Annotated in this window: 21 protein-coding genes and 1 pseudogene; all 22 read left to right on the top strand. The window is 55.8% G+C overall.

Going from position 1 to position 21,208, the window contains the following annotated elements:
- The first annotated feature begins 234 nt into the window (after positions 1 to 234).
- The 22 genes and pseudogenes from ACAM29_RS12375 (at position 235) to flhA (ending at position 21,203) form a co-directional block, all read left to right on the top strand.
- On the top strand, positions 235 to 495 hold the full coding sequence (locus ACAM29_RS12375; RefSeq protein ID WP_091822464.1) for a DUF4212 domain-containing protein: 261 nt from the start codon (positions 235 to 237) through the stop codon (positions 493 to 495).
- A 6-nt stretch (positions 496 to 501) separates the two neighbouring features.
- A pseudogene (locus ACAM29_RS12370) lies at positions 502 to 2,270 on the top strand (sodium:solute symporter family protein).
- Between the two features lie 99 nt (positions 2,271 to 2,369).
- Complete coding sequence (locus ACAM29_RS12365) at positions 2,370 to 2,882, top strand: hypothetical protein (RefSeq protein ID WP_091822459.1); 513 nt, start codon at positions 2,370 to 2,372, stop codon at positions 2,880 to 2,882.
- Positions 2,883 to 3,004: 122 nt separating this feature from the next.
- Positions 3,005 to 3,265, top strand: coding sequence for a sodium/substrate symporter small subunit (locus ACAM29_RS12360; protein WP_369624314.1), 261 nt, complete (start codon positions 3,005 to 3,007; stop codon positions 3,263 to 3,265).
- A gap of 3 nt (positions 3,266 to 3,268) precedes the next feature.
- The gene (locus ACAM29_RS12355; RefSeq protein ID WP_354410492.1) at positions 3,269 to 5,101 is read left to right on the top strand and encodes a DUF294 nucleotidyltransferase-like domain-containing protein; all 1,833 of its coding nucleotides are present in this window, start codon (positions 3,269 to 3,271) and stop codon (positions 5,099 to 5,101) included.
- A gap of 5 nt (positions 5,102 to 5,106) precedes the next feature.
- Positions 5,107 to 5,736: a 3'-5' exonuclease gene (locus ACAM29_RS12350; protein WP_091822451.1), complete on the top strand. Its 630-nt coding sequence runs from the start codon at positions 5,107 to 5,109 to the stop codon at positions 5,734 to 5,736.
- A gap of 195 nt (positions 5,737 to 5,931) precedes the next feature.
- Positions 5,932 to 6,297 carry a flagellar hook-basal body complex protein FliE gene (gene fliE, locus ACAM29_RS12345; RefSeq protein WP_091822449.1) on the top strand — a complete coding sequence of 122 codons (366 nt, stop codon included), beginning with the start codon at positions 5,932 to 5,934 and terminating at the stop codon, positions 6,295 to 6,297.
- Positions 6,298 to 6,327: 30 nt separating this feature from the next.
- Positions 6,328 to 8,007, top strand: coding sequence for a flagellar basal-body MS-ring/collar protein FliF (gene fliF / locus ACAM29_RS12340; protein WP_206839099.1), 1,680 nt, complete (start codon positions 6,328 to 6,330; stop codon positions 8,005 to 8,007).
- Positions 7,997 to 9,001: a flagellar motor switch protein FliG gene (fliG, locus tag ACAM29_RS12335; RefSeq protein ID WP_091822444.1), complete on the top strand. Its 1,005-nt coding sequence runs from the start codon at positions 7,997 to 7,999 to the stop codon at positions 8,999 to 9,001. Before fliF ends, fliG begins: the two co-directional genes overlap by 11 nt.
- Entirely contained in the window at positions 9,001 to 9,750 is a 750-nt protein-coding gene (locus ACAM29_RS12330) for a flagellar assembly protein FliH (RefSeq protein ID WP_369624313.1), read from the top strand. Before fliG ends, ACAM29_RS12330 begins: the two co-directional genes overlap by 1 nt.
- A 15-nt stretch (positions 9,751 to 9,765) precedes the next feature.
- Positions 9,766 to 11,145, top strand: coding sequence for a flagellar protein export ATPase FliI (gene fliI / locus ACAM29_RS12325; protein ID WP_139253870.1), 1,380 nt, complete (start codon positions 9,766 to 9,768; stop codon positions 11,143 to 11,145).
- A 13-nt stretch (positions 11,146 to 11,158) separates the two neighbouring features.
- A complete protein-coding gene (fliJ, locus tag ACAM29_RS12320; protein WP_354410483.1) occupies positions 11,159 to 11,605 on the top strand; it encodes a flagellar export protein FliJ in 447 nt (148 codons plus the stop codon).
- 52 nt (positions 11,606 to 11,657) lie between these two features.
- A complete protein-coding gene (locus tag ACAM29_RS12315; protein ID WP_369624312.1) occupies positions 11,658 to 13,502 on the top strand; it encodes a flagellar hook-length control protein FliK in 1,845 nt (614 codons plus the stop codon).
- Between the two features lie 75 nt (positions 13,503 to 13,577).
- On the top strand, positions 13,578 to 14,099 hold the full coding sequence (locus tag ACAM29_RS12310; protein ID WP_369624311.1) for a flagellar basal body-associated FliL family protein: 522 nt from the start codon (positions 13,578 to 13,580) through the stop codon (positions 14,097 to 14,099).
- An 8-nt stretch (positions 14,100 to 14,107) separates the two neighbouring features.
- Positions 14,108 to 15,091, top strand: coding sequence for a flagellar motor switch protein FliM (gene fliM / locus ACAM29_RS12305; RefSeq protein WP_091822427.1), 984 nt, complete (start codon positions 14,108 to 14,110; stop codon positions 15,089 to 15,091).
- Positions 15,092 to 15,115: 24 nt separating this feature from the next.
- Positions 15,116 to 15,565 (top strand): flagellar motor switch protein FliN, encoded by a 450-nt coding sequence (gene fliN, locus ACAM29_RS12300; RefSeq protein ID WP_091822880.1) that lies wholly within the window; start codon positions 15,116 to 15,118, stop codon positions 15,563 to 15,565.
- Positions 15,562 to 15,987, top strand: coding sequence for a flagellar biosynthetic protein FliO (gene fliO, locus ACAM29_RS12295; protein WP_369624310.1), 426 nt, complete (start codon positions 15,562 to 15,564; stop codon positions 15,985 to 15,987). Before fliN ends, fliO begins: the two co-directional genes overlap by 4 nt.
- Complete coding sequence (gene fliP / locus ACAM29_RS12290) at positions 15,984 to 16,733, top strand: flagellar type III secretion system pore protein FliP (RefSeq protein WP_206839120.1); 750 nt, start codon at positions 15,984 to 15,986, stop codon at positions 16,731 to 16,733. Before fliO ends, fliP begins: the two co-directional genes overlap by 4 nt.
- A 9-nt stretch (positions 16,734 to 16,742) precedes the next feature.
- Positions 16,743 to 17,012: a flagellar biosynthesis protein FliQ gene (gene fliQ / locus ACAM29_RS12285; RefSeq protein WP_091822419.1), complete on the top strand. Its 270-nt coding sequence runs from the start codon at positions 16,743 to 16,745 to the stop codon at positions 17,010 to 17,012.
- Between the two features lie 3 nt (positions 17,013 to 17,015).
- Positions 17,016 to 17,786 carry a flagellar biosynthetic protein FliR gene (gene fliR / locus ACAM29_RS12280; protein ID WP_369624309.1) on the top strand — a complete coding sequence of 257 codons (771 nt, stop codon included), beginning with the start codon at positions 17,016 to 17,018 and terminating at the stop codon, positions 17,784 to 17,786.
- 1 nt (position 17,787) lies between these two features.
- Positions 17,788 to 18,933 carry a flagellar biosynthesis protein FlhB gene (flhB, locus tag ACAM29_RS12275; RefSeq protein WP_206839122.1) on the top strand — a complete coding sequence of 382 codons (1,146 nt, stop codon included), beginning with the start codon at positions 17,788 to 17,790 and terminating at the stop codon, positions 18,931 to 18,933.
- A gap of 149 nt (positions 18,934 to 19,082) precedes the next feature.
- Complete coding sequence (gene flhA, locus ACAM29_RS12270; protein WP_369624308.1) at positions 19,083 to 21,203, top strand: flagellar biosynthesis protein FlhA; 2,121 nt, start codon at positions 19,083 to 19,085, stop codon at positions 21,201 to 21,203.
- Positions 21,204 to 21,208 lie beyond the last annotated feature (5 nt).

The following is a 21,208-nucleotide window of genomic DNA, read 5'->3' as shown; positions in this document are numbered from 1 at the left end:
GCACCGTTACGGACACCAGAGCGGACCAAAGGCCTGTGACCATTGTATTACATGCCACGGATCATGTTTTTTGAATGTTTTTGTAACATGCTGATTCTTCGATGTTATTTTTGTTCGGGTACGGCAGGGAATACAGTGTTCTACTAAAGTCGGGGCTTTTATTCCGTGCGTTCTTTCTGCAAGATCACTCTGGAATTACTCTCGGCTCCAATAACAAGAAAACGGAGAAACAACATGGCAGATGATAAATCCAAAGCTGCTCAATACTGGTCGACGAACCTTCGTCTGATCCTGGGAAGTCTGGTCGTGTGGGCCCTTGTGTCCTATGGCTGCGGCATCCTGTTCCGTGGCATGCTGTCCGGCATTCCGGTCGGTGGCGCTGACCTCGGCTTCTGGTTTGCCCAGCAGGGCTCCATCCTTACCTTTATCGGCATCATCTTCCACTACGCCTGGAGAATGAACAAGCTCGATAAAGAGATGGGTCTGGAGGAGTAAGCCGGTATGAGTCAGTTTGCAATTAACTTGATCTTCGTAGGTGCATCCTTTGCACTCTACTTCGGCATCGCCATCTGGGCCCGTGCCGGTTCTACCAAAGAGTTCTACGTTGCAGGCGGGGGTGTTCACCCGGTTGCCAACGGTATGGCGACCGCTGCTGACTGGATGTCAGCTGCCTCCTTTATCTCCATGGCGGGTCTGCTGTCTGCAGGTTATGTCAACTCCTCCTTCCTGATGGGTTGGACTGGTGGTTATGTACTGCTGGCGATGCTGCTGGCCCCGTACCTGCGCAAGTTCGGCAAGTTCACCGTACCTGACTTCATTGGCGATCGCTTCTACAGTCGTGGTGCGCGCCTGGTGGCGGTAATCTGCCTGATCGTGGCGTCTGTTACCTACGTAATCGGTCAGATGACCGGTGCCGGTGTTGCCTTCTCTCGCTTCCTGGAAGTGAGCAGTACTGCCGGTATCTGGATTGCGGCAGCGGTTGTATTCTTCTACGCCGTATTTGGTGGCATGAAGGGTATCACCTACACCCAGGTGGCTCAGTACGTGGTGCTGATCATCGCCTACACCATCCCGGCCGTGTTCATCTCTTTGCAGCTGACCGGTAACCCGATCCCGATGTTTGGCATGTTCGGCGAGCACACCGAATCCGGTCTGCCGCTGCTGACCAAGCTGGACGAAGTGGTTCGTGAACTGGGCTTCCGTGATTACACCGCTGATGTGGACAACAAGCTGAACATGGTTCTGTTCACGCTGTCTCTGATGATCGGTACTGCAGGTCTGCCGCACGTTATCATCCGCTTCTTCACTGTACCGAAGGTGGCTGATGCGCGCTGGTCTGCTGGCTGGGCACTGATCTTCATCGCGCTGCTGTACCTGACGGCTCCGGCGGTTGCTTCCATGGCTCGTCTGAACCTGATCACCACGGTGTATCCGAATGGCCCGACTGAGCCGGCCATCGAGTACGCCGAGCGTCCTGACTGGGTGAAAACCTGGGAAGAAACCGGTCTGATCAAGTTTGAAGACAAGAACAGTGACGGTCGCATCCAGTTCTACAATGCCAAAGCGGGCGATGATTTTGCTTCCGTTGAGCAGGCGCGTGGCTGGAGCGGTAACGAGCTGACTGTAAACAACGATATTCTGGTACTGGCCAACCCCGAGATTGCTCAGCTGCCGGGTTGGGTTATCGGTCTGATTGCGGCCGGTGGTATTGCAGCGGCACTGTCGACTGCAGCAGGGTTGCTGCTGGCGATCTCCTCTGCCGTATCGCACGACCTGATCAAAACCATGATCAACCCGAATATCACCGATAAGGGTGAATTGATGGCGGCTCGTATCTCCATGGCTGTAGCGATTCTGGTAGCAACCTATCTGGGTCTGAACCCGCCAGGGTTTGCGGCGCAGACGGTACACTGGCGTTCGGTATCGCAGCTGCGTCCATCTTCCCGGCCCTTATGATGGGTATCTTCTCCAAGCGGGTGAACAACAAGGGTGCAGTCGCCGGTATGCTGGCTGGTCTGCTGAGTACTCTGGTGTACATCTTCACCTTCCTGGGCTGGTTCTTCATCCCGGAAACCAACACTCTGGCCAACACTCCGGATAACTGGATTCTGGGCATCTCTCCGCTGTCCTTCGGTGCGGTGGGTGCGATGATCAACTTCGTGGTTGCCTTCGCTGTGTCTCACATGACTGAAGAGCCGCCGGTTGAGATTCAGGAACTGGTAGAAAGCGTGCGTTACCCGAAAGGTGCTGGCGCTGCGGTTGACCACTGAGCATAATACTGCCTGAGTACAGACAGCAGGTGTCTGACAAGGGTTGATCCAAATCGGGCTTCCAACTGGAAGCCCGACTTTTTTCAGGAAGTGAGAAGTATGATCTGGAATCTGGTTGCAACAGCGTTTGCCGGTCTCGGTGCCGCGGGGGTAGCGCTCATCCTGCGTATGCTGAGCCGAAAAAAACTCCCCAAGTGGATCATTCCTGCTTTTGCAGGTGCTGGTATGCTGGCCTACCAGATCTATATTGAATACAGCGCACTGGATCTGATCAAGTCCAGGTTGCCTGAAGGTACTGCTGTGATCGAAACCGAAACGGACAGTATGGTGTGGCGCCCGTGGACCTATCTGGTTCCTCTGGAAACCGCCTTTACTGCACTGGATGTAACCAATGCCGACAGCCGAACTCTTGAAACGGGTGAACAGGTGGTCAGGTTTGTGTTGTATCGGTTCGAGAAGCACCATGTAACTCAGGCGCATCCTCAGGGGTATCTGCTCAACTGTGATAACCGTGAAGTGGTTAAGCTGGATGAGGAGGGGCGGCCGATGGCTTCGCCTGCAGAGCAGATTGCCAGAGGAAAGCAGGTATATCAGATGCTGTGCCAGCCCTGACTGGCCTTGGCACAACGAACCGCTCCGACTAAAGTCGGGGCATATTTAGCCACCTGTGTTTGTTAGATTCAGTGGATAAGCCCACAGGCTTTCACCGGATATAACAACAACAGAGTGGTGTCATGTATTCAGGTAAAGAAGGCGCCAAGGCAAGTTGGCGCGAGAACCTCAGAATTAGTCTTACCGGTCTGGTTATCTGTCTTGCTGCCTTGTATGGATATGGCACTGTCTTTATCGATGAGCAGCATCAAGCCCGCCTTTCAAACACCCCACCTGACTTCTGGTTTTCTCAGGAAGGCCCTGCTTTTCTCATGATTGTGCTTATGTGGGCTTATGTGTTCTGCATGAGTCGGCCCCGCCTTTGTCTCGAGCTGCAGGAGTAGAAAATGCCCAACTCGTTCAAGATCGATAACATCCCTTTCAGCCTGCTGAATGAGGAGGAGCAAACGCTGCTGCGTGCCAACCTGGATATCGCCTATTTCCAGAAAGGCGAAACCGTCATCCAGGCAGGTGAGGTGCCAGACGGCCTGCATGTGGTGCTGAAAGGCCGAGTCAGCGAGAGTGAAGCGGTTGCCGAGGATGGCGAAAAAAGAACTCAGCATGTGTTCGTACACTATGAGAACGAAGACTACTTCGGCGGCTGGTCGGCACTGAGAGGCAAGGCGATCCATAATTTCGTGGCGGAAGAGGAAACCATTTGTCATATCCTGCCGACACGAACACTGCTGGACTTGATGGCGACCAATGCCCAGTTTGCCGATTACTTCCAGCAGAACCTGGCGGTAAAGCGTGAGATTGTCGCTCAGCATGGCAGTAATCAGGACATGGCTGAGTTCATGCTGGCCAAAATCACCGATGCCACTGTTCGTGAGCCGTTGGTGGTAGAGCAAGGGACCAGCATTCGTGCTGCAACCGAGCTTATGCGAAGCCATAAAGCGGACTGTGTACTGGCACGCAAGGGTGGTCGTTATGGCATGGTAACCGGGACTGATCTGCTGGACGCAGTCGTGCTGAAGCAGCTGCCACTGGAAACGGATGTGTCCGATATCGCCAGTTATCGATTGATCGCCATTGACCATGAGGACTACCTGTTCAACGCGCTTGTGATGATGACTCAGCAGCAGATTGAGCGTGTAGTCGTGATGGATGGTCAGGAGATGGTGGGTATTGTCGAGCTGACCGATGTGCTCAGCTACTTCTCCAGCCATTCCCATGTGATTGGCTTGCGCATCGAGCGTGCAGCCAGCATCGACCAGTTGCGTGAGGCCGCACAGGGCCTGAATGAGCTGATCAAGGCGTTGATCTCTACCGGCGTCAAGATTCGTTTTACCATGGATCTGCTGGCGGCCATGAACGGGCGCATTATTGCCAAGCTGTTCGATCTGATCGTCCCTGCGGACATGCAGCCGCACGTCTGCTTGATCGTGATGGGGTCGGAGGGGCGTGCCGAGCAGATCATGAAAACCGATCAGGATAACGCGCTTATATTTCGTGACAATCTGGCCTGGCCTGAAATGCAGCAATGCATGCAGCAATTCAGCGAGACTCTGATTTCATTCGGCTTTCCGCCTTGTCCAGGTAACATCATGGTGTCCAATCCCGAATGGGTCAATTCGGTGGGTGACTGGACCCAGAAGCTCAGTGATTGGGCCGACACCTGTGAAGGCAGTGCACAGATGAACCTGGCCATTGCGGTTGATGCCAAGCCGGTAGCGGGTAACGAGGCGCTGTTCAAGGTGGCGCGTAACTGGTTCCTGCGTCACCTGCGGAACAATGATGTGTTTTTCTCGCATTTTGCCCGTGCCGCGATTGGGTTTGATACGCCACTTACCTTCTTCGGCAACCTCAAGGACAAGGGGCAGCTGGATATCAAGAAAGGCGGGATTTTCCCCATTGTGCATGGTGTCCGTACCATCGCGCTTGAACAGCGCATCCTCAAGACGAATACTTTCCAGCGCATTGAGGCGCTGATGGAAAGTGGCCAGATGCAGGAACAGCATGGCCGTGATTTATCGGAAGCGCTGGCGCTGTTTATTCAGCTGCGTCTGCGGCAGCAGATCCGCCGTGCCGAAGAAAGTCCTGATGGAGCCGATCCAACCCCAAACATGATCGACCTGCAGCAGCTGAACAAGCTTGAGCGGGAACTGCTGCGTGATGCCTTGCATGTGGTGAAAGGGTTCAAAAAGCACCTGACAATGCGTTACCACCTGGGAGGCTGATGTAGATGATCATTCCGCGCTCAATACGGCGTCTGAAAGAGAAACGTGAGCACAGGGAAGGGCCCTGGGCGCATCTGTTCGAAGCCTACAAGGGTGACGAAGTCGTGTCACTTGACTGTGAAACCACCAGTCTTGATGTGAAAAAGGCCGAAATACTGTCGATCGGAGCTGTGCGCATCAAAGGGCGTAAAGTGATTACCAGTGAGCGTCTCGACCTGAAATTGAAGCCTCCGGCCAGCCTCAGCGGTGATTCCATCAAAATCCACAAGATCAGAGCCAGCGATCTGGCGGATGGCATCGAGCTGGACGAGGCTCTGGAAAAGGTGCTCGAATTCGTCGGCAATCGTCCCATTCTCGGTTACTACGTCAATTTTGATATTCGCATGCTGGACAAGTTTATCCGCCCCAAGTACGGTTTCGGCCTGCCCAACAAGGCTGTTGAGCTTTCCCACGTCTATCACGACATCATCAAGTGGAAGCATGTGGGGGGTAATATCGACCTGCGCTTTGACACCATTGCAGGCAAACTGGATATCCCCATCCTTGAGCGGCACACAGCTTTGGGAGACGCCATCACGGTAGCGCTGATGTATGTGCGGCTGCGCTACGGTGAATCGCCAGAAGGGCGATACTAGGGCATGCATTAACGTCAGGTTCCCCGGCGGGCTATATGGCCCGCTTTTTGCATTATAGCGTTAAGCAGTAACAGCATGACCCTTGTCAGGCTCAATTGGCGTCAGGATATTGTCAACTCTGGCGTGATTGCAGCTTGAAGCGGGAGGGTTAGTCTCTATAATGTCAAAATATTGCCGTCCGGGAGGAAGCTCTGCATGATTGAACGAGCTGATATCAACAGCCTTCTGTCACAGATGCGCGCGATCAAGTCAGAGGTGCAGCAGGGGCCGCGTCCGGTCGAAATGCTGGATCTTAGGGCCGAAGGTATTGGTGCGCCGGGGATCAGCAAGACCGAAAGCAACAGTTTTGCGACGCTGCTCAAAGGGGCTGTGGATAAGGTCAATGAACACCAGTCGGAAGCATCACGGCTGCGTGAAGCGTATGAGCGGGGCGATCCTGGCGTGGATCTGCCGCAGGTCATGATTCAGGCTCAGAAGTCTTCGGTCTCGTTTCAGGCTATGACTCAGGTGCGTAATCGTTTGGTAACGGCGTATGAAGATGTCATGAAGATGCCGATTTAATGTTTTCAGGTTTTACACGGTCAGGGCTGAATGGATAACACACCGGCACAACTTAACAGCAAGGGCAGTTTGATGACCGGCTTTAACAGCCTGGGAATCCTGCGCCAGCTGGGTCTGATGGTGGGGCTGGCTGCCAGCATCGCCATCGGCTTTGCCGTTGTGCTCTGGTCACAGAAGCCGGATTATCGGGTGCTGTTTTCCAATCTCAACTTTTCCGATGCCAATGAAGTGATTGAACAGTTACGGCTGTATAACATGCCGTACAAGTTTGACGCTGACGGCCGGGCAATTCTTGTGCCGCAGGAGCATGTGCATCAAGCGCGGCTAAAACTGGCCGCTGAAGGTTTTACCGCTGACAAGACGGTAGGCTTTGAGCTGCTGGAACAGGAACAGGGGCTGGGGACCAGTCAGTTCATGGAGAATGCTCGCTTCCGCCGTGGGCTGGAAGGCGAGTTGGCGCGTACCATCAGCAGCCTGCTTGCGGTACGTTCTGCCCGTGTTCATCTCGCGTTGCCGAAAGAGTCTGTTTTTGTACGTGATCAGCGCAAGCCGCGTGCCTCTGTATTTATCGAAATGTTTTCCGGGCGCACGCTGGAGCGGGATCAGGTGGCCGCGATCGCCAATCTGGTGGCGTCCAGTATTCCTGAGCTGGCGGTGGATGATGTCACGGTAGTTGATCAGAAAGGGCGTCTGCTCAACACACGCAGCCAGGACCAGGATGTGGTGCTGGCGGCAAAACAGCTCGAGTACACCCGCAGCATTGAAGAGACCCTGCTTAACCGGGTCAACAGTATCCTCCAACCGGTTGTTGGGTTGGGCAACTTCCGGGCTGAAGTGTCGACCGATATCGATTTTACCGAAGTTGAACAGGCAGACGAGATATACAATCCGGATCTGCCGGCGTTGCGCAGCGAGCAGACACTGGAAGAAAACCGCGCCAGTGGTGATCTCGCTCAGGGGGTTCCGGGGGCGCTCTCCAACCAGCCGCCCGGACCCAACTCAGTTCCTGAGGAGATGGATGCCAATGCTGCCGCACGTGGTGGCGCCGCACGCTCGGGTTCAAGCCGTGAGCAGGCCGTGCGCAACTACGAGCTGGACCGTACCCTCAGTTATACACGACATCAATCTGGCGTGGTGAAACGCCTGAGTGTTGCGGTTGTGGTGGATGATCTTCAGACTATCAACCCCGAGTCCGGTGAAACCGTGCGTACGCCATGGACCGAGGCTGAACTCGAGCGGCTGCAGGTACTGGTACGCAATGCCGTGGGCTTCTCGGCACTGCGCGGAGACAGCGTCACAGTGGTCAACTCACCCTTCGTGCCCCCTGAGCAATTTGAAGTTGAAGAGTCTTCCTTTTGGCAGGAGGACTGGTTTTGGGATCTGATGAAGCAGCTGATGGCGGGGCTGTTTGTGTTGCTGCTGATTTTGGGTGTATTGCGCCCGATTCTGCGCAGCCTGGCGGATGCAGGTAAGGGACGTGAAGTGGCAACGCTGGGACCGGCCGGTGAAATATCGGCAGATCTTGAAGGGTTGGATGGCGCCGGAGTGGCAGATGACAAGGTGACACTCGGTAGCTCCGATCGTGGTGTCATGCCGACACCCAATGAAAGCTTTGACTATCAGCTCAATGCGATCAGGAGCATGGTCGCAGAGGATCCGGAGAAAGTGGCGCAGGCAGTTCGGCAGTGGGTGATCGATCATGAGCGATGATAGTGATCTCACGGACATCCAGAAAGCGGCCATTCTGCTGATCAGCCTGGGCGAGTCAGATGCAGCCGAGATTCTTAAGCACTTGGGCCCCAAGGAAGTGCAGCGTATCGGCGAGGCGATGACCCAGCTGGATAATGTGCCCCAATCGCGGGTCGAGTCGGTCGTTGCCGATTTCATGCATGTCGTCAGTGACCAGACCGGCATCGGCATCAATAACGATCGCTATATCCGTGCCATGCTGAATCAGGCATTGGGTGAAGAAAAAGCCAAGACATTGATCGACCGTATCCTTTTCAGCACCAATACTTCTGGGCTGGATACCCTGCGCTGGATGGATCCGCGTCAGGTTGCCGAAGTGCTGCGCTATGAGCATCCCCAGATTCAGGCGGTGGTGGTTGCCTACCTCGATCCGGACCAGGCAGCAGTCGTGTTGACTTACTTCGATGAAAAGGTGCGGTTGGACATCCTCATGCGCATCGCGGCGTTGGATCGTATTCAGCCGCAGGCCCTGCAGGAACTGAACGACATGTTTGAAACCCAGTTTGCCGGCAGCAAGGCCAGTCAGTCGCGCACTCTGGGCGGCGTGCGTTCAGCTGCGAATATCATGAACTACATCGAGACCAGTCTTGAAGCTGAACTGCTGGAAGGCATTAAAGAGAATGATGAAGGGCTGGCAAGTGAAATTTCGGATCTCATGTTCGTGTTCGAGAATCTGATCGATGTCGACGATCGCGGCATTCAGGTGATTCTGCGCGAAATTTCCACCGACAGTCTGGTGTTGGCGCTCAAGGGGGCCGATACTGCTCTGCAGGAAAAGATTTTCAAGAACATGTCCAAGCGTGCCTCCGAGCTGTTGCGTGATGACCTTGAGGCCAAGGGCCCGGTGCGTGTGTCTGAAGTTGAGGATGCTCAGAAGGAGATTCTCAACGTAGCGCGTCGTTTGGCCGATGAGGGTGAAATCATGCTGGGTGGCTCCGGCGAAGAGATGATCTGATGAAACAGGATGCTCCTGCCCGTATTCGTGCCGCTGATGTGGCCAGCCTCGAACGTTGGCTGCCGCCCGATGTTGGCGTGGAAGCGCCGGTTGTTCAGGCGCTGGCCCGTAAGCCGAAGGCTCCGCTTGAAGATGTCGATGTCTCCGTGGTTGAAGAGGAGATATTTGCCGAAAAATTAACGCTGTCACAGTGGGAAGAGATCTGTGAGGAGGCGCGACGGGAAGGTCATGCCGAAGGGTTGAGCGAAGGCCGTGAGCAGGGGCAAAAGGAAGGCTATGAGCAGGGACTTGCTCAGGGGCTGGAAGCGGGTCAGGCCGAGATTAAGGCTAGGCTGGAGAGGCTTGACGCCTTGCTTGAGCAGTTACAGCAACCGATCGAACAGCAGCGTGAAGAACTTGAATCTACCATTGTGAAACTGGTGGTGGCTCTGTCGGAGGCGGCGGTCAAGGCTGAGCTGAGTCAACGAGTTGAACTGCTTGCTCGCAGCGTCCATGAGGCGCTGGATCAGCTGCCAAGAGCCAGTGGCGAAATCCTGGTGCGGGTTAATCCTGACCAGCTTGCAGCCCTGGAGCCACTGCTGGATGACAGTAGGCTCCAGCTCAAATCAGACGAAGGTCTTGCAGCAGGCAGCTGTATCGTTGAAAGTGGCAGTTGTCGCGTCGACTATCGCACTGAAGAACGTTTTGCACAGGTGGCCGAGCAGCTGCTGGCGCGCCTTATCAGTACACCTGACGCCAATTCCAACTGATCACCGGAGCCCGCCTTGCCGGACCTGAATCACCGTCTTGAACGTTATCTGCAGGTTGATTATGAGCCGCCTCGTCCCGGTGTTGAGGGGCAGGTGACGAGGTTGATAGGCCTTACTCTGGAAGCCGTTGGGCTGAAAGTGGCCCTGGGCGACTATTGTATGGTGGATCTGCAGGGCGATGGCAGTGTCGAGGCTGAAGTGGTTGGCTTTGCCGGTGATCGTATCTACCTCATGCCACTGGATAGTGTGGACGGACTGGCCCCCGGTGCTGCGGTTCGTCCGCGTGTAGGAGCCAGTCTGGTGCCGGTGGGATTCGGTCTGCTCGGCCGAGTGATTGACGGTATTGGCCGTCCGCTGGACGGAAAGGGACCACTCAAGCCCGACGACATGGTGACGTTGGCCGGCGAAAGCATCAACCCGTTGCATCGACACCCGATTGAACAGACTCTGGATGTCGGGATACGTGCCATCAATGGTTTGCTTACGGTAGGCCGAGGTCAGCGTCTGGGTTTGTTCGCCGGCAGCGGTGTAGGCAAATCGGTGCTGCTTGGCATGATGACTCGCTTTACCGAAGCAGAAATTACTGTTGTGGGTTTGATCGGTGAGCGTGGTCGTGAGGTGCGTGAATTCATTGATCACAGTCTGGGTGCCGAAGGCATGGCACGTTCGGTGGTGGTTGCCTCGCCAGCGGATGACTCGCCACTGATGCGTCTGCGCGCGGCCCAGCTTACCACCCGTATTGCCGAATATTTCCGTGCACAGGGGCGTAACGTATTACTGCTGATGGACTCTTTGACCCGCTATGCCCAGGCGCAGCGAGAGATCGCGCTGGCTGTGGGTGAGCCTCCCGCCACCAAAGGGTATCCACCATCGGTATTTGCCAAGTTGCCCAAGTTGGTAGAGCGTGCGGGCAACGGTGAAACAGGAGGGGGCTCCATCACAGCCTTCTACACTGTACTGACTGAGGGTGATGACCAGCAGGACCCGGTGGCTGATTCGGCGCGCGCCATACTGGACGGGCACTTTGTACTGTCTCGTACGCTGGCGGAGCAGGGGCATTATCCCGCGCTGGATATTGAGGCCTCGATCAGCCGTGCCATGCCACAGATCGTGGACAACAGTCAGTTGAACTTGGCATTGCAATTCAAGCGGTTGTACTCGCGCTATCAACAGAATGCGGACCTGATCTCGGTTGGAGCCTATGCGCGCGGCAGTGATCCTGAAACAGATCGTGCGGTCGACATGCTGCCTGCCATTCGTGCCTACCTGCAGCAGGGAATGGATGAACCGATGCCAATGCAGCGCAGCGTACAGGAACTGGCGATGGTGATGTCGCCTCCGCCACAGCCCAAGAATCAGCCTGGCCAGCCGCAAACCCTGCGGCGTACCCCATAGGAGGCAGTGACGCATGGCAGCGAAACGATCGGATCGATTACAGGTAGTGCTTTCTGTTGCCGAGCGCAAGCGCAAGGAAGCTGACCGCTTTCTGGCGGATGCCCAGAAGCGGGTGAGTCAGGGGGAAGCCGGTATCGCCCAGCTGCAAACCTATCTGCGTGAATATCAGCAGCAGTTTACGACCAGTGGCCAGCAGGGCCTGAGTATAGGTGCATTGCATACTCAGCAGGCGTTCATGCATAAGATCAATACGACCATCTCCGAGCAGGAGCATGCGCTGAAACAGGCGCGAGAACAGCTGCAACAGGTGCGTGCTTACTGGCAGCAGGTTTATGCTCGCCAGAAAGGGATTGAGCGGCTGATTCGAAAGGCGCGTGAGGATGAGCAGCAGGAGCAGGAGCGCAAGCTGCAACGGGATATTGATGAGCGCTCGCAACATGGTCGTCCTCGCTTTATCTGAATTTGGCATTTAAATTGCTTGTTCCCTGTAACCTTGTATGCAGGAACCTCTCATGGCAATCACACAACCATCTCCTTCATCCCCTTTGTTACTGGGTCTGGGCGGCATTGGACAATCGCTGAATCCAACCGCTGGCGGGGCGGTTGCTCCGGTTAGCCCGATGAAGGGGGGCGGTTTTCATTTTCATTTCAACGGTTCGCTACAGGCCTATCAGGAGGCAAGGGTTGAGGCCGAAGCTGGCACAGCCTTGCCACCGACGGGCGAGCAATTGCCGGATGCGTCGGTCATCGAGTCGGAACAGACAAGTGGTGTTGTTGACCCTGAGCTGGAACAAGACGGTCGATTGCTTGAAACTGCTTCTGAAGACGCTGAACAGCAGTCAGTAGAGAAACAGCAGGCACAAGCTGTGCAGGCTCAGGCAGCACATACTCAGGCCGCAACAGCTGATAAAACGGCACAAACCATGGCAAGCGTTGATAATGCTGAGGCACGGCAACAGGCTGAAGCGGCCATGAAAGCTGAGTCTGAGCAACAAAGCGATCAACTTCGTCAGTCTGAAGCAGCGCGCGGTGAGCGCAATGGCGAGCAACTGACGCAGGAACAGAAAGCAGCGGAGCGGTCTGCGCAGACACAGTTCAGGGATCAACAGATCGCCGCCGAGGCTGCTCGCCAGCAGCAAGCTAACGGTCAGCAAAACCGTGAGCAACAAGTACAACAGCAAATGGCGCAATCACAGCCGAGGGGCAGTGCCGACCAGCAGCGTGCTGCCATGCGTTCGGACGCACAGGCAGCCAGCAGGGCCGAAGCGGTGCGGCAAAGTGAGGCCGTCCGTCAGAATGAAACGGCACATACTGTGCGAGCTACACCGGCACACCCGTTCCCGGGAGAGGGTGAACCAGCACAGCCTGCGATACCCGCATCGGTAATGCGTGCGCAGGCACAGTCGGGGGGCGCGACGGCAGGTGAGCGTGGAGCCACTGAAACCGTCCCGGCTGCGGGCATGGGCGCTGAAGTGAATGTCGATCCATTACGCCCTACCGAAACAGGTCAACCCGAAACCATTACACAACCCGGTGCCGAACAGTCGGCTCCGGGGCAGCCGCTTGTGAGCAGTGATTCGGCCGCTGGTGAGGCGCGTCAGCCACTTAACCTGCAGCCGCAGAGCAGTTCCACTCAATCGGCAATAGGAGCAACGGCGTCGACATCATCTGATGGCGTGTTGGATGCCGCTGTTACGACTAATGGCGCGCAACGCTCCGGCCCTGATGTGGCTGGTGGGCGAGCTCAGGCTGAAATGGTGGCCAGTCGTGCAGACCAGGTAGTGCAGAGCGGCACCGGCAGTAACATGGGTGATGAGGGGCGAGAGGAACAACCGTCTCAGCGGCAGGATTCACAGCAGGCCCAGGCTGCCGCCGGCAACCGTACGCAGAGTGTTGCGTCAGGAGGTGCCCTGCCACAGCAACCCTTTTCACTGGCTCAGCAACAGCTGCTCTCGCCCAACTGGGGGCGTGCGATGGGTGAGCGTGCGATTATGATGGCCCAGCACGGTCCGCGAACGGCCCAGATTCAGCTTGATCCGCCTGAGTTGGGTGCCATGCAGATTCGTATCCACATGCAGGGCGGCGATCAGGTCAGTGTCAGCTTCACCAGCCCCAATCCAATGGTTCGTGAGGCGCTGGAGCAGCAGATGCCACGTCTGCGCGAAATGTTTGCCGAGCAGGGACTCAATCTGCAAGATTCTTCAGTGGCGGACCAGTCCTCCCAGCAGCAATCCGGGCAGCACGAACAGGCGCGGCAGGGCCAGCCCGGTGGCCGTTATGGGCAGGGTGACGCGGGTCCGAACGAAGGGCTGACTTTGCATTCGGTCAAGGTCGGTCTGGTGGACTATTACGCCTGAGGCTTCAGCCCCAAAAACAGTGTGTTATATTAGTCTCCATCCAAGCGCATTAACGCTCGACCAGCGGAGGCACTGATGGCAGATAAAGAAGAAGCGGCGGATGACGAACAGGGAGCCAAGGGTTCCAAAAAGAAGTTAATCATCATACTCGTGGCCGTGACGCTCCTGTTGTTGGGTGGGGGTGGTGCCGCTGCATTCTTCCTGCTGTCGGGCGATGACGGCTCCGATGGCGAAGCTCAGCAGGTTGAGGCGGTCAAGCGAGAGGCGATCTATACCAAGGTCCGTACGCTGGAGGGCAAGCCATCCTTTGTGGTAACCCTGCAGTCGTCTGATGGCAAGCGGCATTACATGCAGGCCTTTATCGAGGCCAAAAGTCGGGACCCGGTTGTGGATGAGGCACTGAAGCTGCATATGCCGTTGATCGTGGCACGTCTCAATGCTCTGTTCGCTACCCAGGCATTTGAAGAGCTGCAGACGCTGGAAGGCAAACAGGCGCTGCGAACAGAAGCTACGGCGCTGGTGCAGTCGATTATGCAGGAAAAAATCGGCCAGCCCGGGGTCGAAACGATCCTCTTTACCAACTTTGTGATGCAGTAGGGTTATCCATGTCGGTCAAGGACCTGCTTTCACAGGATGAAATAGATGCGCTGTTGCACGGTGTTGATGACGGTGATGTCGAGACCGAAGACAATGCCGATGAGGATGCTGATGGCATAAGGCCATATGATCTGGCCAGCCATGAGCGTATCGTGCGTGGGCGAATGCCAACGCTCGAGATGATCAATGAGCGTTTTGCCCGCCACACTCGAATCAGTCTGTTTAATTTGCTGCGCCGCACCGCCGATGTGACCGTCGGTGGCATCCAGGTCATGAAGTACGGCGACTATATCCATACCCTTTATGTCCCCACCAGCATGAGCCTGGTCAAGGTGCATCCATTGCGGGGTACGGCGCTGTTCATCATGGATGCACGGTTGGTATTCAAGCTGGTGGACCAGTTCTTTGGAGGGGATGGTCGGCATGCGAAGATCGAGGGGCGAGAGTTTACTCCCACCGAAACACGCATTGTTCACAAAACCCTGCAGCAGCTGTTTCAGGATCTCAAGGATGCCTGGCGTTCAGTAGCCGAGCTGGAGTTTGAGCATATTGGTCATGAAGTGAATCCGGCCATGGCTAACGCCATCAACCCGACTGAGGTTGTGGTGGTGAGCTCGTTTCAGATCGACCTTGAAGGAGGTACCGGCGAGCTGCATATTACCATGCCCTATTCAATGCTGGAGCCGATCCGCGAGCAACTGGTATCGGGCGTGCAGGCCAATGAAGAGAAGGGTGATGAGCGCTGGCTGACAGCATTGCGGCGTGACATCATGATGGCCACGCTGGAACTCGATCTGACCGTGGCCGAACGCGAGTTGACACTGCGTGATGTGATGCAGCTGGAAGCGGGCGATGTTATCCCGGTAGAAATGCCTGAAAATCTTGAGCTGAGAGCCAACGGCATCCCCATGTTTGAGTGCCAGCTGGGGACCTCGCGTGGTAATCTGGCGGTTAAAATCAAGGACCCCATCAAGCGGCCGGGTAGTGAGTAAACCGGCCGGCGGAGAGTGACCAAGGTGAGTGACGAGAACAACGATCAGGATCAACAGGCGCTGGCGGACGAGTGGGCCGCAGCGCTGGAACAGCAGACCGGTGATGCCGGTGTGGATACAGATGCTCTGCTGGATGATGTTCAGGCGCAGTCCGGGGGCGGGGCTCAAGGTGTCGAACTCGATGAGCTGAAGGATGAATCCACGCCGATTGCGGATCCCAAGCTGGATGTGATTCTGGATATTCCGGTACACCTGACCATGGAGGTGGGCGGTACGGAGATCGCCATTCGCAACCTTCTGCAGCTGAGTCAGGGATCGGTCATTGAACTCGACCGTGTGGCGGGAGAGCCGCTGGATGTGAAAGTAAATGGTACCCTCATCGCGCACGGTGAAGTGGTCGTGGTGAATGACCGCTATGGTATTCGCCTGACCGACGTGATCAGTCCGCAGGAACGCATTCGGCGGCTTAAATGAGGGCTTTGCTTGCTCTGATGCTGTTGCCGACACTGGCATCGGCTGCTGAAGAGACCGGCAAGGCCGGTGCGCGTGTCGATCTGCCGGACCCGCTGTCGTTGGGTGCTATGGGGCAGTTGCTGCTCGGGTTAGCGCTGGTGGTTGGGCTTATCCTGGTGTTGGCCTGGCTGGTCCGCCGAGTGAATGGTGCGCCGGCGCAGGGCAGGGGGATGAAAGTGCTTGCAGCCCTGCCGCTGGGACAACGCGAACGTGCCGTGCTGGTTCAGATCGGGCAGGAGCAGATGCTGCTTGGCGTGGCGCCAGGTCGTGTAAGCTTGCTGGCACGGTTTGATGAACCTGTGCTGGATTCGGCAGAGTTGCGCGGAGCGGCCTTTGCTGACCGTTTGCAGCAAGTACTGGGACGGGGGCAAAGCGGGTCATGAAATGCAGGCTGCTTCCCATGCTGTTATTGCCGCTGTTGATGCTGCCCTCCATGGCTGCAGTAGCTGAAACCGGCATTCCGGCCGTGACGCTGGTCACCGGCGAGGATGGAACCAGCAACTACAGCGTCACCATCCAGATCCTGGCATTGATGACGCTGCTGACGTTCCTGCCGGCCATGTTGATGATGATGACCTCATTTGCACGCATCATTATAGTATTTGCCATTCTGCGGCAGGCATTGGGTCTGCAACAGACACCTTCCAACCAGATCATCATCGGCCTGTCTCTATTTCTGACGCTGTTCATCATGTCGCCGGTGCTGGAAGAGGTGAATGTCCGCGCTGTGCAGCCGTATATGGCTGAAGAGCTGGGGCCGATGGAAGCCTTTGAAGCGGCAGGTGTCCCCTTTCATGAGTTCATGTTGAACCAGACTCGCGAGAGCGATCTGCAGCTGTTCATGCGGATCTCGGAAACGCCTCCAGTGGAAACGGCAGAAGAGATCCCGTTTACTATACTGATACCGGCGTTCGTTACCAGTGAGCTGAAAACCGCCTTCCAGATCGGTTTCATGCTGTTCATACCCTTTCTGGTGATCGACCTGGTGGTCGCCAGTGTGTTGATGGCCATGGGTATGATGATGCTGTCTCCAATCATCATCTCTTTGCCATTCAAAATCATGTTGTTTGTATTGGTGGATGGCTGGGCCATGGTGATCGGTACGCTGGCCGCAAGTTTTGGTGTTTAGGGAGGTGTTATGGATCCGGGCATGACGCTTGACCTGTTCGGTCGCGCACTCTGGCTGGTGGTCATCATCGTCGCCGTCATTGTTGGCCCGGCACTGGCGGTCGGTTTGATCATATCGGTGTTTCAGGCCGCAACTCAGATAAACGAACAGACGCTGAGTTTTTTGCCCCGCCTGATTGTAACGCTGCTGGCGGTGATGTGGGCAGGTCCCTGGATCGTTACCAATATATCGGATCTGTTCAATTACCTGTTCATGAACATCCCCAGACTGATCTCCTAGGCCATGGAAATTACCCTGCTGCAGGTCGAGCAAATGGTCAGCAGTTTTCTTTGGCCTCTGTTCCGTGTTTCCTCCTTTTTCATGGCAATGCCGATCATCGGTACCCAGATGTTGCCGATGCGTTTGCGCCTTGGGCTGGCGCTGGCGGTGACCGTTTTAATCGTGCCGGTGTTGCCCCCCATGCCTGAATTTGATGGCTTGTCGCTGCAGAACTGGATTGTAGTGGCTCAGCAGGTACTGATTGGTTCCTTGCTTGGCTTTTCAGCCAATATTCTGCTGCAGAGTTTTGTGGCTGGTGGCCAGATTATGGCAATGCAGATGGGGCTTGGCTTTGCCTCCATGACCGATCCGGCAAACGGTGTGAATACCGTTATCCTGTCCCAGATCTATCTGATGATGCTGTTTCTGGGGATGAATGGCCATCTGGTGTTGATCGAAATTATGGTGGACAGTTTTGACGTCATTCCGGTAGGGCTGGAGGGTGTCAGTAAAATGACGCTATGGGAAATTGCCCATTGGGGTGGGTGGCTGTTCATGGCTGCGCTCATGATGTCACTACCGGCCGTGACAGCGTTGCTGGTGATCAACTTTGCCTTTGGCATCATGACCAAGGCGGCACCCCAGTTGAATATCTTTGCGATTGGCTTCCCTTTCACCATGCTGATGGGGGTGTTCATTGTCTGGGTCAGCCTTTCCGGTTTTTTCAGTCACTATCAGACATTCTCGGCCGAAGCGCTGGAGAATGTCAGTCAGCTTTTAAAAGCAGGGCGCTGAGATGGCTGAAGAGACGGGTCAGGAAAAGACAGAACAACCTACGGAGAAGCGCATCAAGGATGCGCGACAAAAAGGTGATATTCCACGCTCACGTGAACTTGCCTCCACCGCATTGCTGCTGGCATCGGCAGCTGCCGCTATTCTGTTTGGCGGTAATGTAGCCGCTACCATGATAAGCATCATGCAGGAAAGTTTTACCCTCGATCGCCAAGATGTTTTTGATACAGCGCGCATGTTTACGCATCTGGGTGAGGCCCTGTATGAGGGCTTTTTCAGCCTGTGGGGGTTTTATCTGCTGACGTTGCTGGCGGCACTGCTGAGCCCGATCGCTCTGGGTGGCTGGAATTTCAGCGGTCAGGCGATTCAGCCCAAGGGCAGTCGCATCAACCCGCTCAGCGGGCTCAAGCGGATGTTCTCGCTCAAGGCTCTGATTGAGTTGTTCAAGGCGCTGGCCAAGTTTCTATTGGTGGGGGCCTTTGCAATCATGGTTCTGTGGCTGGATCGGCCTGACCTGTTTGCACTTGCGAGAGAGGCAGTGGAACCGGCCATTGCCCATTCACTGCAGATTCTGGGTTGGTCCTTTCTGGTGATGAGTTTGTCGTTGATTATCATCTCGTTGATTGATGTGCCGTTTCAGCTCTACGACTACAACAAGAAGCTGAAAATGACGCTGCAGGAAGTCAAGGATGAGATGAAGAACACCGAGGGTAAGCCTGAGGTCAAGGGGCGTATCCGTCAACTCCAGCGTGAAATTTCACAACGCAAGATGATGTCCGAAGTGCCTGAGGCCGATGTGGTGATCACCAACCCGACTCACTATGCCGTCGCGCTGAAGTATGATCAGGGTGGCAGTGGGGCGCCACGTGTGGTTGCCAAGGGGGTGGACTTTGTTGCCCTCAAGATCCGCGAGATCGCACAGGAGCATGATGTGCCGCTTTTGTCGGCTCCTCCACTGGCACGTGCACTCTATCATGCCACTGAGATTGGTGACGAGATTCCCGCCGGGCTCTACCAATCGGTTGCCCAGGTATTGGCTTATGTGTTTCAGCTCAAGCGCTATCGCAAACGGTTGGAGGAAGCGCCGGAGCCGTTGCGGGATGAAGATATCGATATCCCTGAAGAGTATCGCAAGGATCCGGATGAGTAGGTGGCTTGGCCTGTTTTTTGCATTTAACCCCTCTTGAAGTACGTTAAGCGTCAGAAAAGCAGCGTTTTTTCTCGGTATGTGGCCGGATTGATTCGGATTGCAGTGTTGTTGCTTTGGTTTGATGTTTTTTTGACGCATTCGGAGGAAGAGTGGAACGCCAAGTCGTCCTGAACAATATGCGAAGCCTGTCGCAGGGGAATCTGGGGATTCCGCTGCTGCTGCTTGTCGTGCTGGGCATGGTGGCGTTGCCTGTTCCTCCGTTCATGCTCGATGTGTTCTTCACCTTCAATATTGCTCTATCGATCGTGGTGTTGCTGGTGGCGATCTATGCCCTGCGGCCACTTGATTTCGGTGTGTTTCCAACCATTCTGCTGGCTGCGACCCTGCTGCGATTGGCTCTCAATGTGGCGTCAACTCGGGTGGTTCTGCTGTACGGCCATGAGGGAGGGGATGCTGCCGGTAAGGTGATCGAGGCCTTCGGGGATGTGATGGTTGGCGGCAACTATGTCGTCGGTATCATCGTGTTCCTTATTCTTGTGATCATCATTCTTGTGATCATCAACTTTGTGGTTGTGACCAAGGGTGCTGGCCGTATTTCCGAAGTGAGTGCTCGCTTTACCCTTGACGCAATGCCCGGCAAGCAGATGGCCATCGATGCCGATTTGAACGCGGGCCTGATTGGTCAGGAAGAGGCGCGTGATCGACGTCGAGAAGTAACGCAGGAAGCCGATTTCTACGGTGCCATGGATGGTGCCTCGAAGTTTGTGCGCGGGGATGCGGTGGCGGGTATCCTGATTTTGGTGATCAACCTGTTGGGTGGTCTGGGGATTGGCATGGTGCAGCACGGGCTGGATTTCAGTCTGGCCCTGCAATATTACTCACTGCTGACCATCGGTGACGGGCTGGTTGCACAGATCCCGTCGCTGTTGCTGTCCACTGCGGCTGCGGTGATGGTGACCCGTGCCAACTCCTCCGAAGCGATGGGGTCGCAGGTATTCCGTCAGATGTTCGCCTCACCACGTGCGTTGACTGTGGCAGCTGCCATACTCTTTATAATGGGTATTGTGCCTGGCATGCCGCACTTTGCTTTCCTGATGCTGGCGATGGCCGCAGCCGGTATTGCCTGGTGGATTCGGCGTCAGGAGTTGCAGAAACTGGAGCAGGCCAAGGCGGAAGAGGCCGAGGCGCCGTCAGACAGCAAGCCAGCGGCGGAAGAGCAGAAAGAGCTGGGCTGGGATGATGTAATGCCGGTGGATATGATCGGACTGGAAGTCGGCTACCGGCTGATTCCGATGGTGGACAAAATGCAGGGTGGGCAGCTGCTGGGGCGGATCAAGGGGGTGCGCAAGAAGCTGTCTCAGGATCTGGGCTTCCTGGTGCCGTCTGTGCATATTCGGGATAACCTGGACCTGTTGCCCGGCGCCTATCGCATTACATTGATGGGCGTTATAGCAGGTGAGGCGGAGATCTACCCCGACCGCGAACTGGCGATCAACCCGGGTCAGGTATTCGGAGAGCTGAAAGGGGTCAGCGTGCGTGACCCGGCGTTTGGTCTGGAGGCGGTCTGGATCGAAAAGAGCCATAAGGAGCACGCGCAAACACTGGGCTATACAGTAGTAGATGCCAGTACGGTGGTGGCGACCCATATCAATCAGGTGTTGCAAACCCACGCCCATGAATTGCTGGGGCATGAGGAGGTACAGCAACTGCTTGATCTGCTGAGTAAGGCTTCGCCCAAGCTGGTGGAAGAGTTGGTACCGAAGAAACTGTCGATCAGTGCGTTGCTGAAGGTGTTGCAGAACCTGCTGATGGAACAGGTGCCGTTGAAGGATTTCCGCTCCATCGCCGAGGCGCTGGCCGAGGCGGTCAACCGGACACAGGATCCGCTGGCGTTAACTGCGGCCGTGAGGGTGGCGCTGTCACGTCTGATTGTGCAAACGGTCAATGGCTCGGAACCGGAGCTCGCTGTTATTACGCTGGACCCGTCACTGGAACAGATGTTGCTCGGATCCATGCAGCAGGGGCAGGACGAAGGGATGGTACTGGAGCCCGGTATGGCCGAGCGGTTGCAGCGCTCGCTGGGCGAGACCGCTCAAAAGCAGGAGATGTCCGGCAAGCCGTCCATCCTGTTGGTGGCAGCCCCGATTCGGCCGCTGATGGCCAAATTTGTACGTTATGGAGAACACCAGATTCATGTACTCTCCTATCAGGAGATCCCGGAGAACAAGAAAGTCACGATTGTGGCCACTGTGGGTGGACAAAATGGCTAGGGTTT

The organism is Marinobacterium sp. BA1 (assembly GCF_041155135.1).
Taxonomy (GTDB): domain Bacteria; phylum Pseudomonadota; class Gammaproteobacteria; order Pseudomonadales; family Balneatricaceae; genus Marinobacterium; species Marinobacterium iners.
This window is presented reverse-complemented; position numbering and strand designations above follow the sequence as displayed.

Bases quoted from the DNA above. Each gene is read 5' to 3' on its own strand.
- ACAM29_RS12375 (WP_091822464.1), top strand. From the start codon at position 235: ATGGCAGATGATAAATCCAAAGCTGCTCAATACTGGTCGACGAACCTT.
- ACAM29_RS12365 (WP_091822459.1), top strand. From the start codon at position 2,370: ATGATCTGGAATCTGGTTGCAACAGCGTTTGCCGGTCTCGGTGCCGCG.
- ACAM29_RS12360 (WP_369624314.1), top strand. From the start codon at position 3,005: ATGTATTCAGGTAAAGAAGGCGCCAAGGCAAGTTGGCGCGAGAACCTC.
- ACAM29_RS12355 (WP_354410492.1), top strand. From the start codon at position 3,269: ATGCCCAACTCGTTCAAGATCGATAACATCCCTTTCAGCCTGCTGAAT.
- ACAM29_RS12350 (WP_091822451.1), top strand. From the start codon at position 5,107: ATGATCATTCCGCGCTCAATACGGCGTCTGAAAGAGAAACGTGAGCAC.
- fliE (WP_091822449.1), top strand. From the start codon at position 5,932: ATGATTGAACGAGCTGATATCAACAGCCTTCTGTCACAGATGCGCGCG.
- fliF (WP_206839099.1), top strand. From the start codon at position 6,328: ATGGATAACACACCGGCACAACTTAACAGCAAGGGCAGTTTGATGACC.
- fliG (WP_091822444.1), top strand. From the start codon at position 7,997: ATGAGCGATGATAGTGATCTCACGGACATCCAGAAAGCGGCCATTCTG.
- ACAM29_RS12330 (WP_369624313.1), top strand. From the start codon at position 9,001: ATGAAACAGGATGCTCCTGCCCGTATTCGTGCCGCTGATGTGGCCAGC.
- fliJ (WP_354410483.1), top strand. From the start codon at position 11,159: ATGGCAGCGAAACGATCGGATCGATTACAGGTAGTGCTTTCTGTTGCC.
- ACAM29_RS12315 (WP_369624312.1), top strand. From the start codon at position 11,658: ATGGCAATCACACAACCATCTCCTTCATCCCCTTTGTTACTGGGTCTG.
- ACAM29_RS12310 (WP_369624311.1), top strand. From the start codon at position 13,578: ATGGCAGATAAAGAAGAAGCGGCGGATGACGAACAGGGAGCCAAGGGT.
- fliM (WP_091822427.1), top strand. From the start codon at position 14,108: ATGTCGGTCAAGGACCTGCTTTCACAGGATGAAATAGATGCGCTGTTG.
- fliO (WP_369624310.1), top strand. From the start codon at position 15,562: ATGAGGGCTTTGCTTGCTCTGATGCTGTTGCCGACACTGGCATCGGCT.
- fliP (WP_206839120.1), top strand. From the start codon at position 15,984: ATGAAATGCAGGCTGCTTCCCATGCTGTTATTGCCGCTGTTGATGCTG.
- fliQ (WP_091822419.1), top strand. From the start codon at position 16,743: ATGGATCCGGGCATGACGCTTGACCTGTTCGGTCGCGCACTCTGGCTG.
- fliR (WP_369624309.1), top strand. From the start codon at position 17,016: ATGGAAATTACCCTGCTGCAGGTCGAGCAAATGGTCAGCAGTTTTCTT.
- flhB (WP_206839122.1), top strand. From the start codon at position 17,788: ATGGCTGAAGAGACGGGTCAGGAAAAGACAGAACAACCTACGGAGAAG.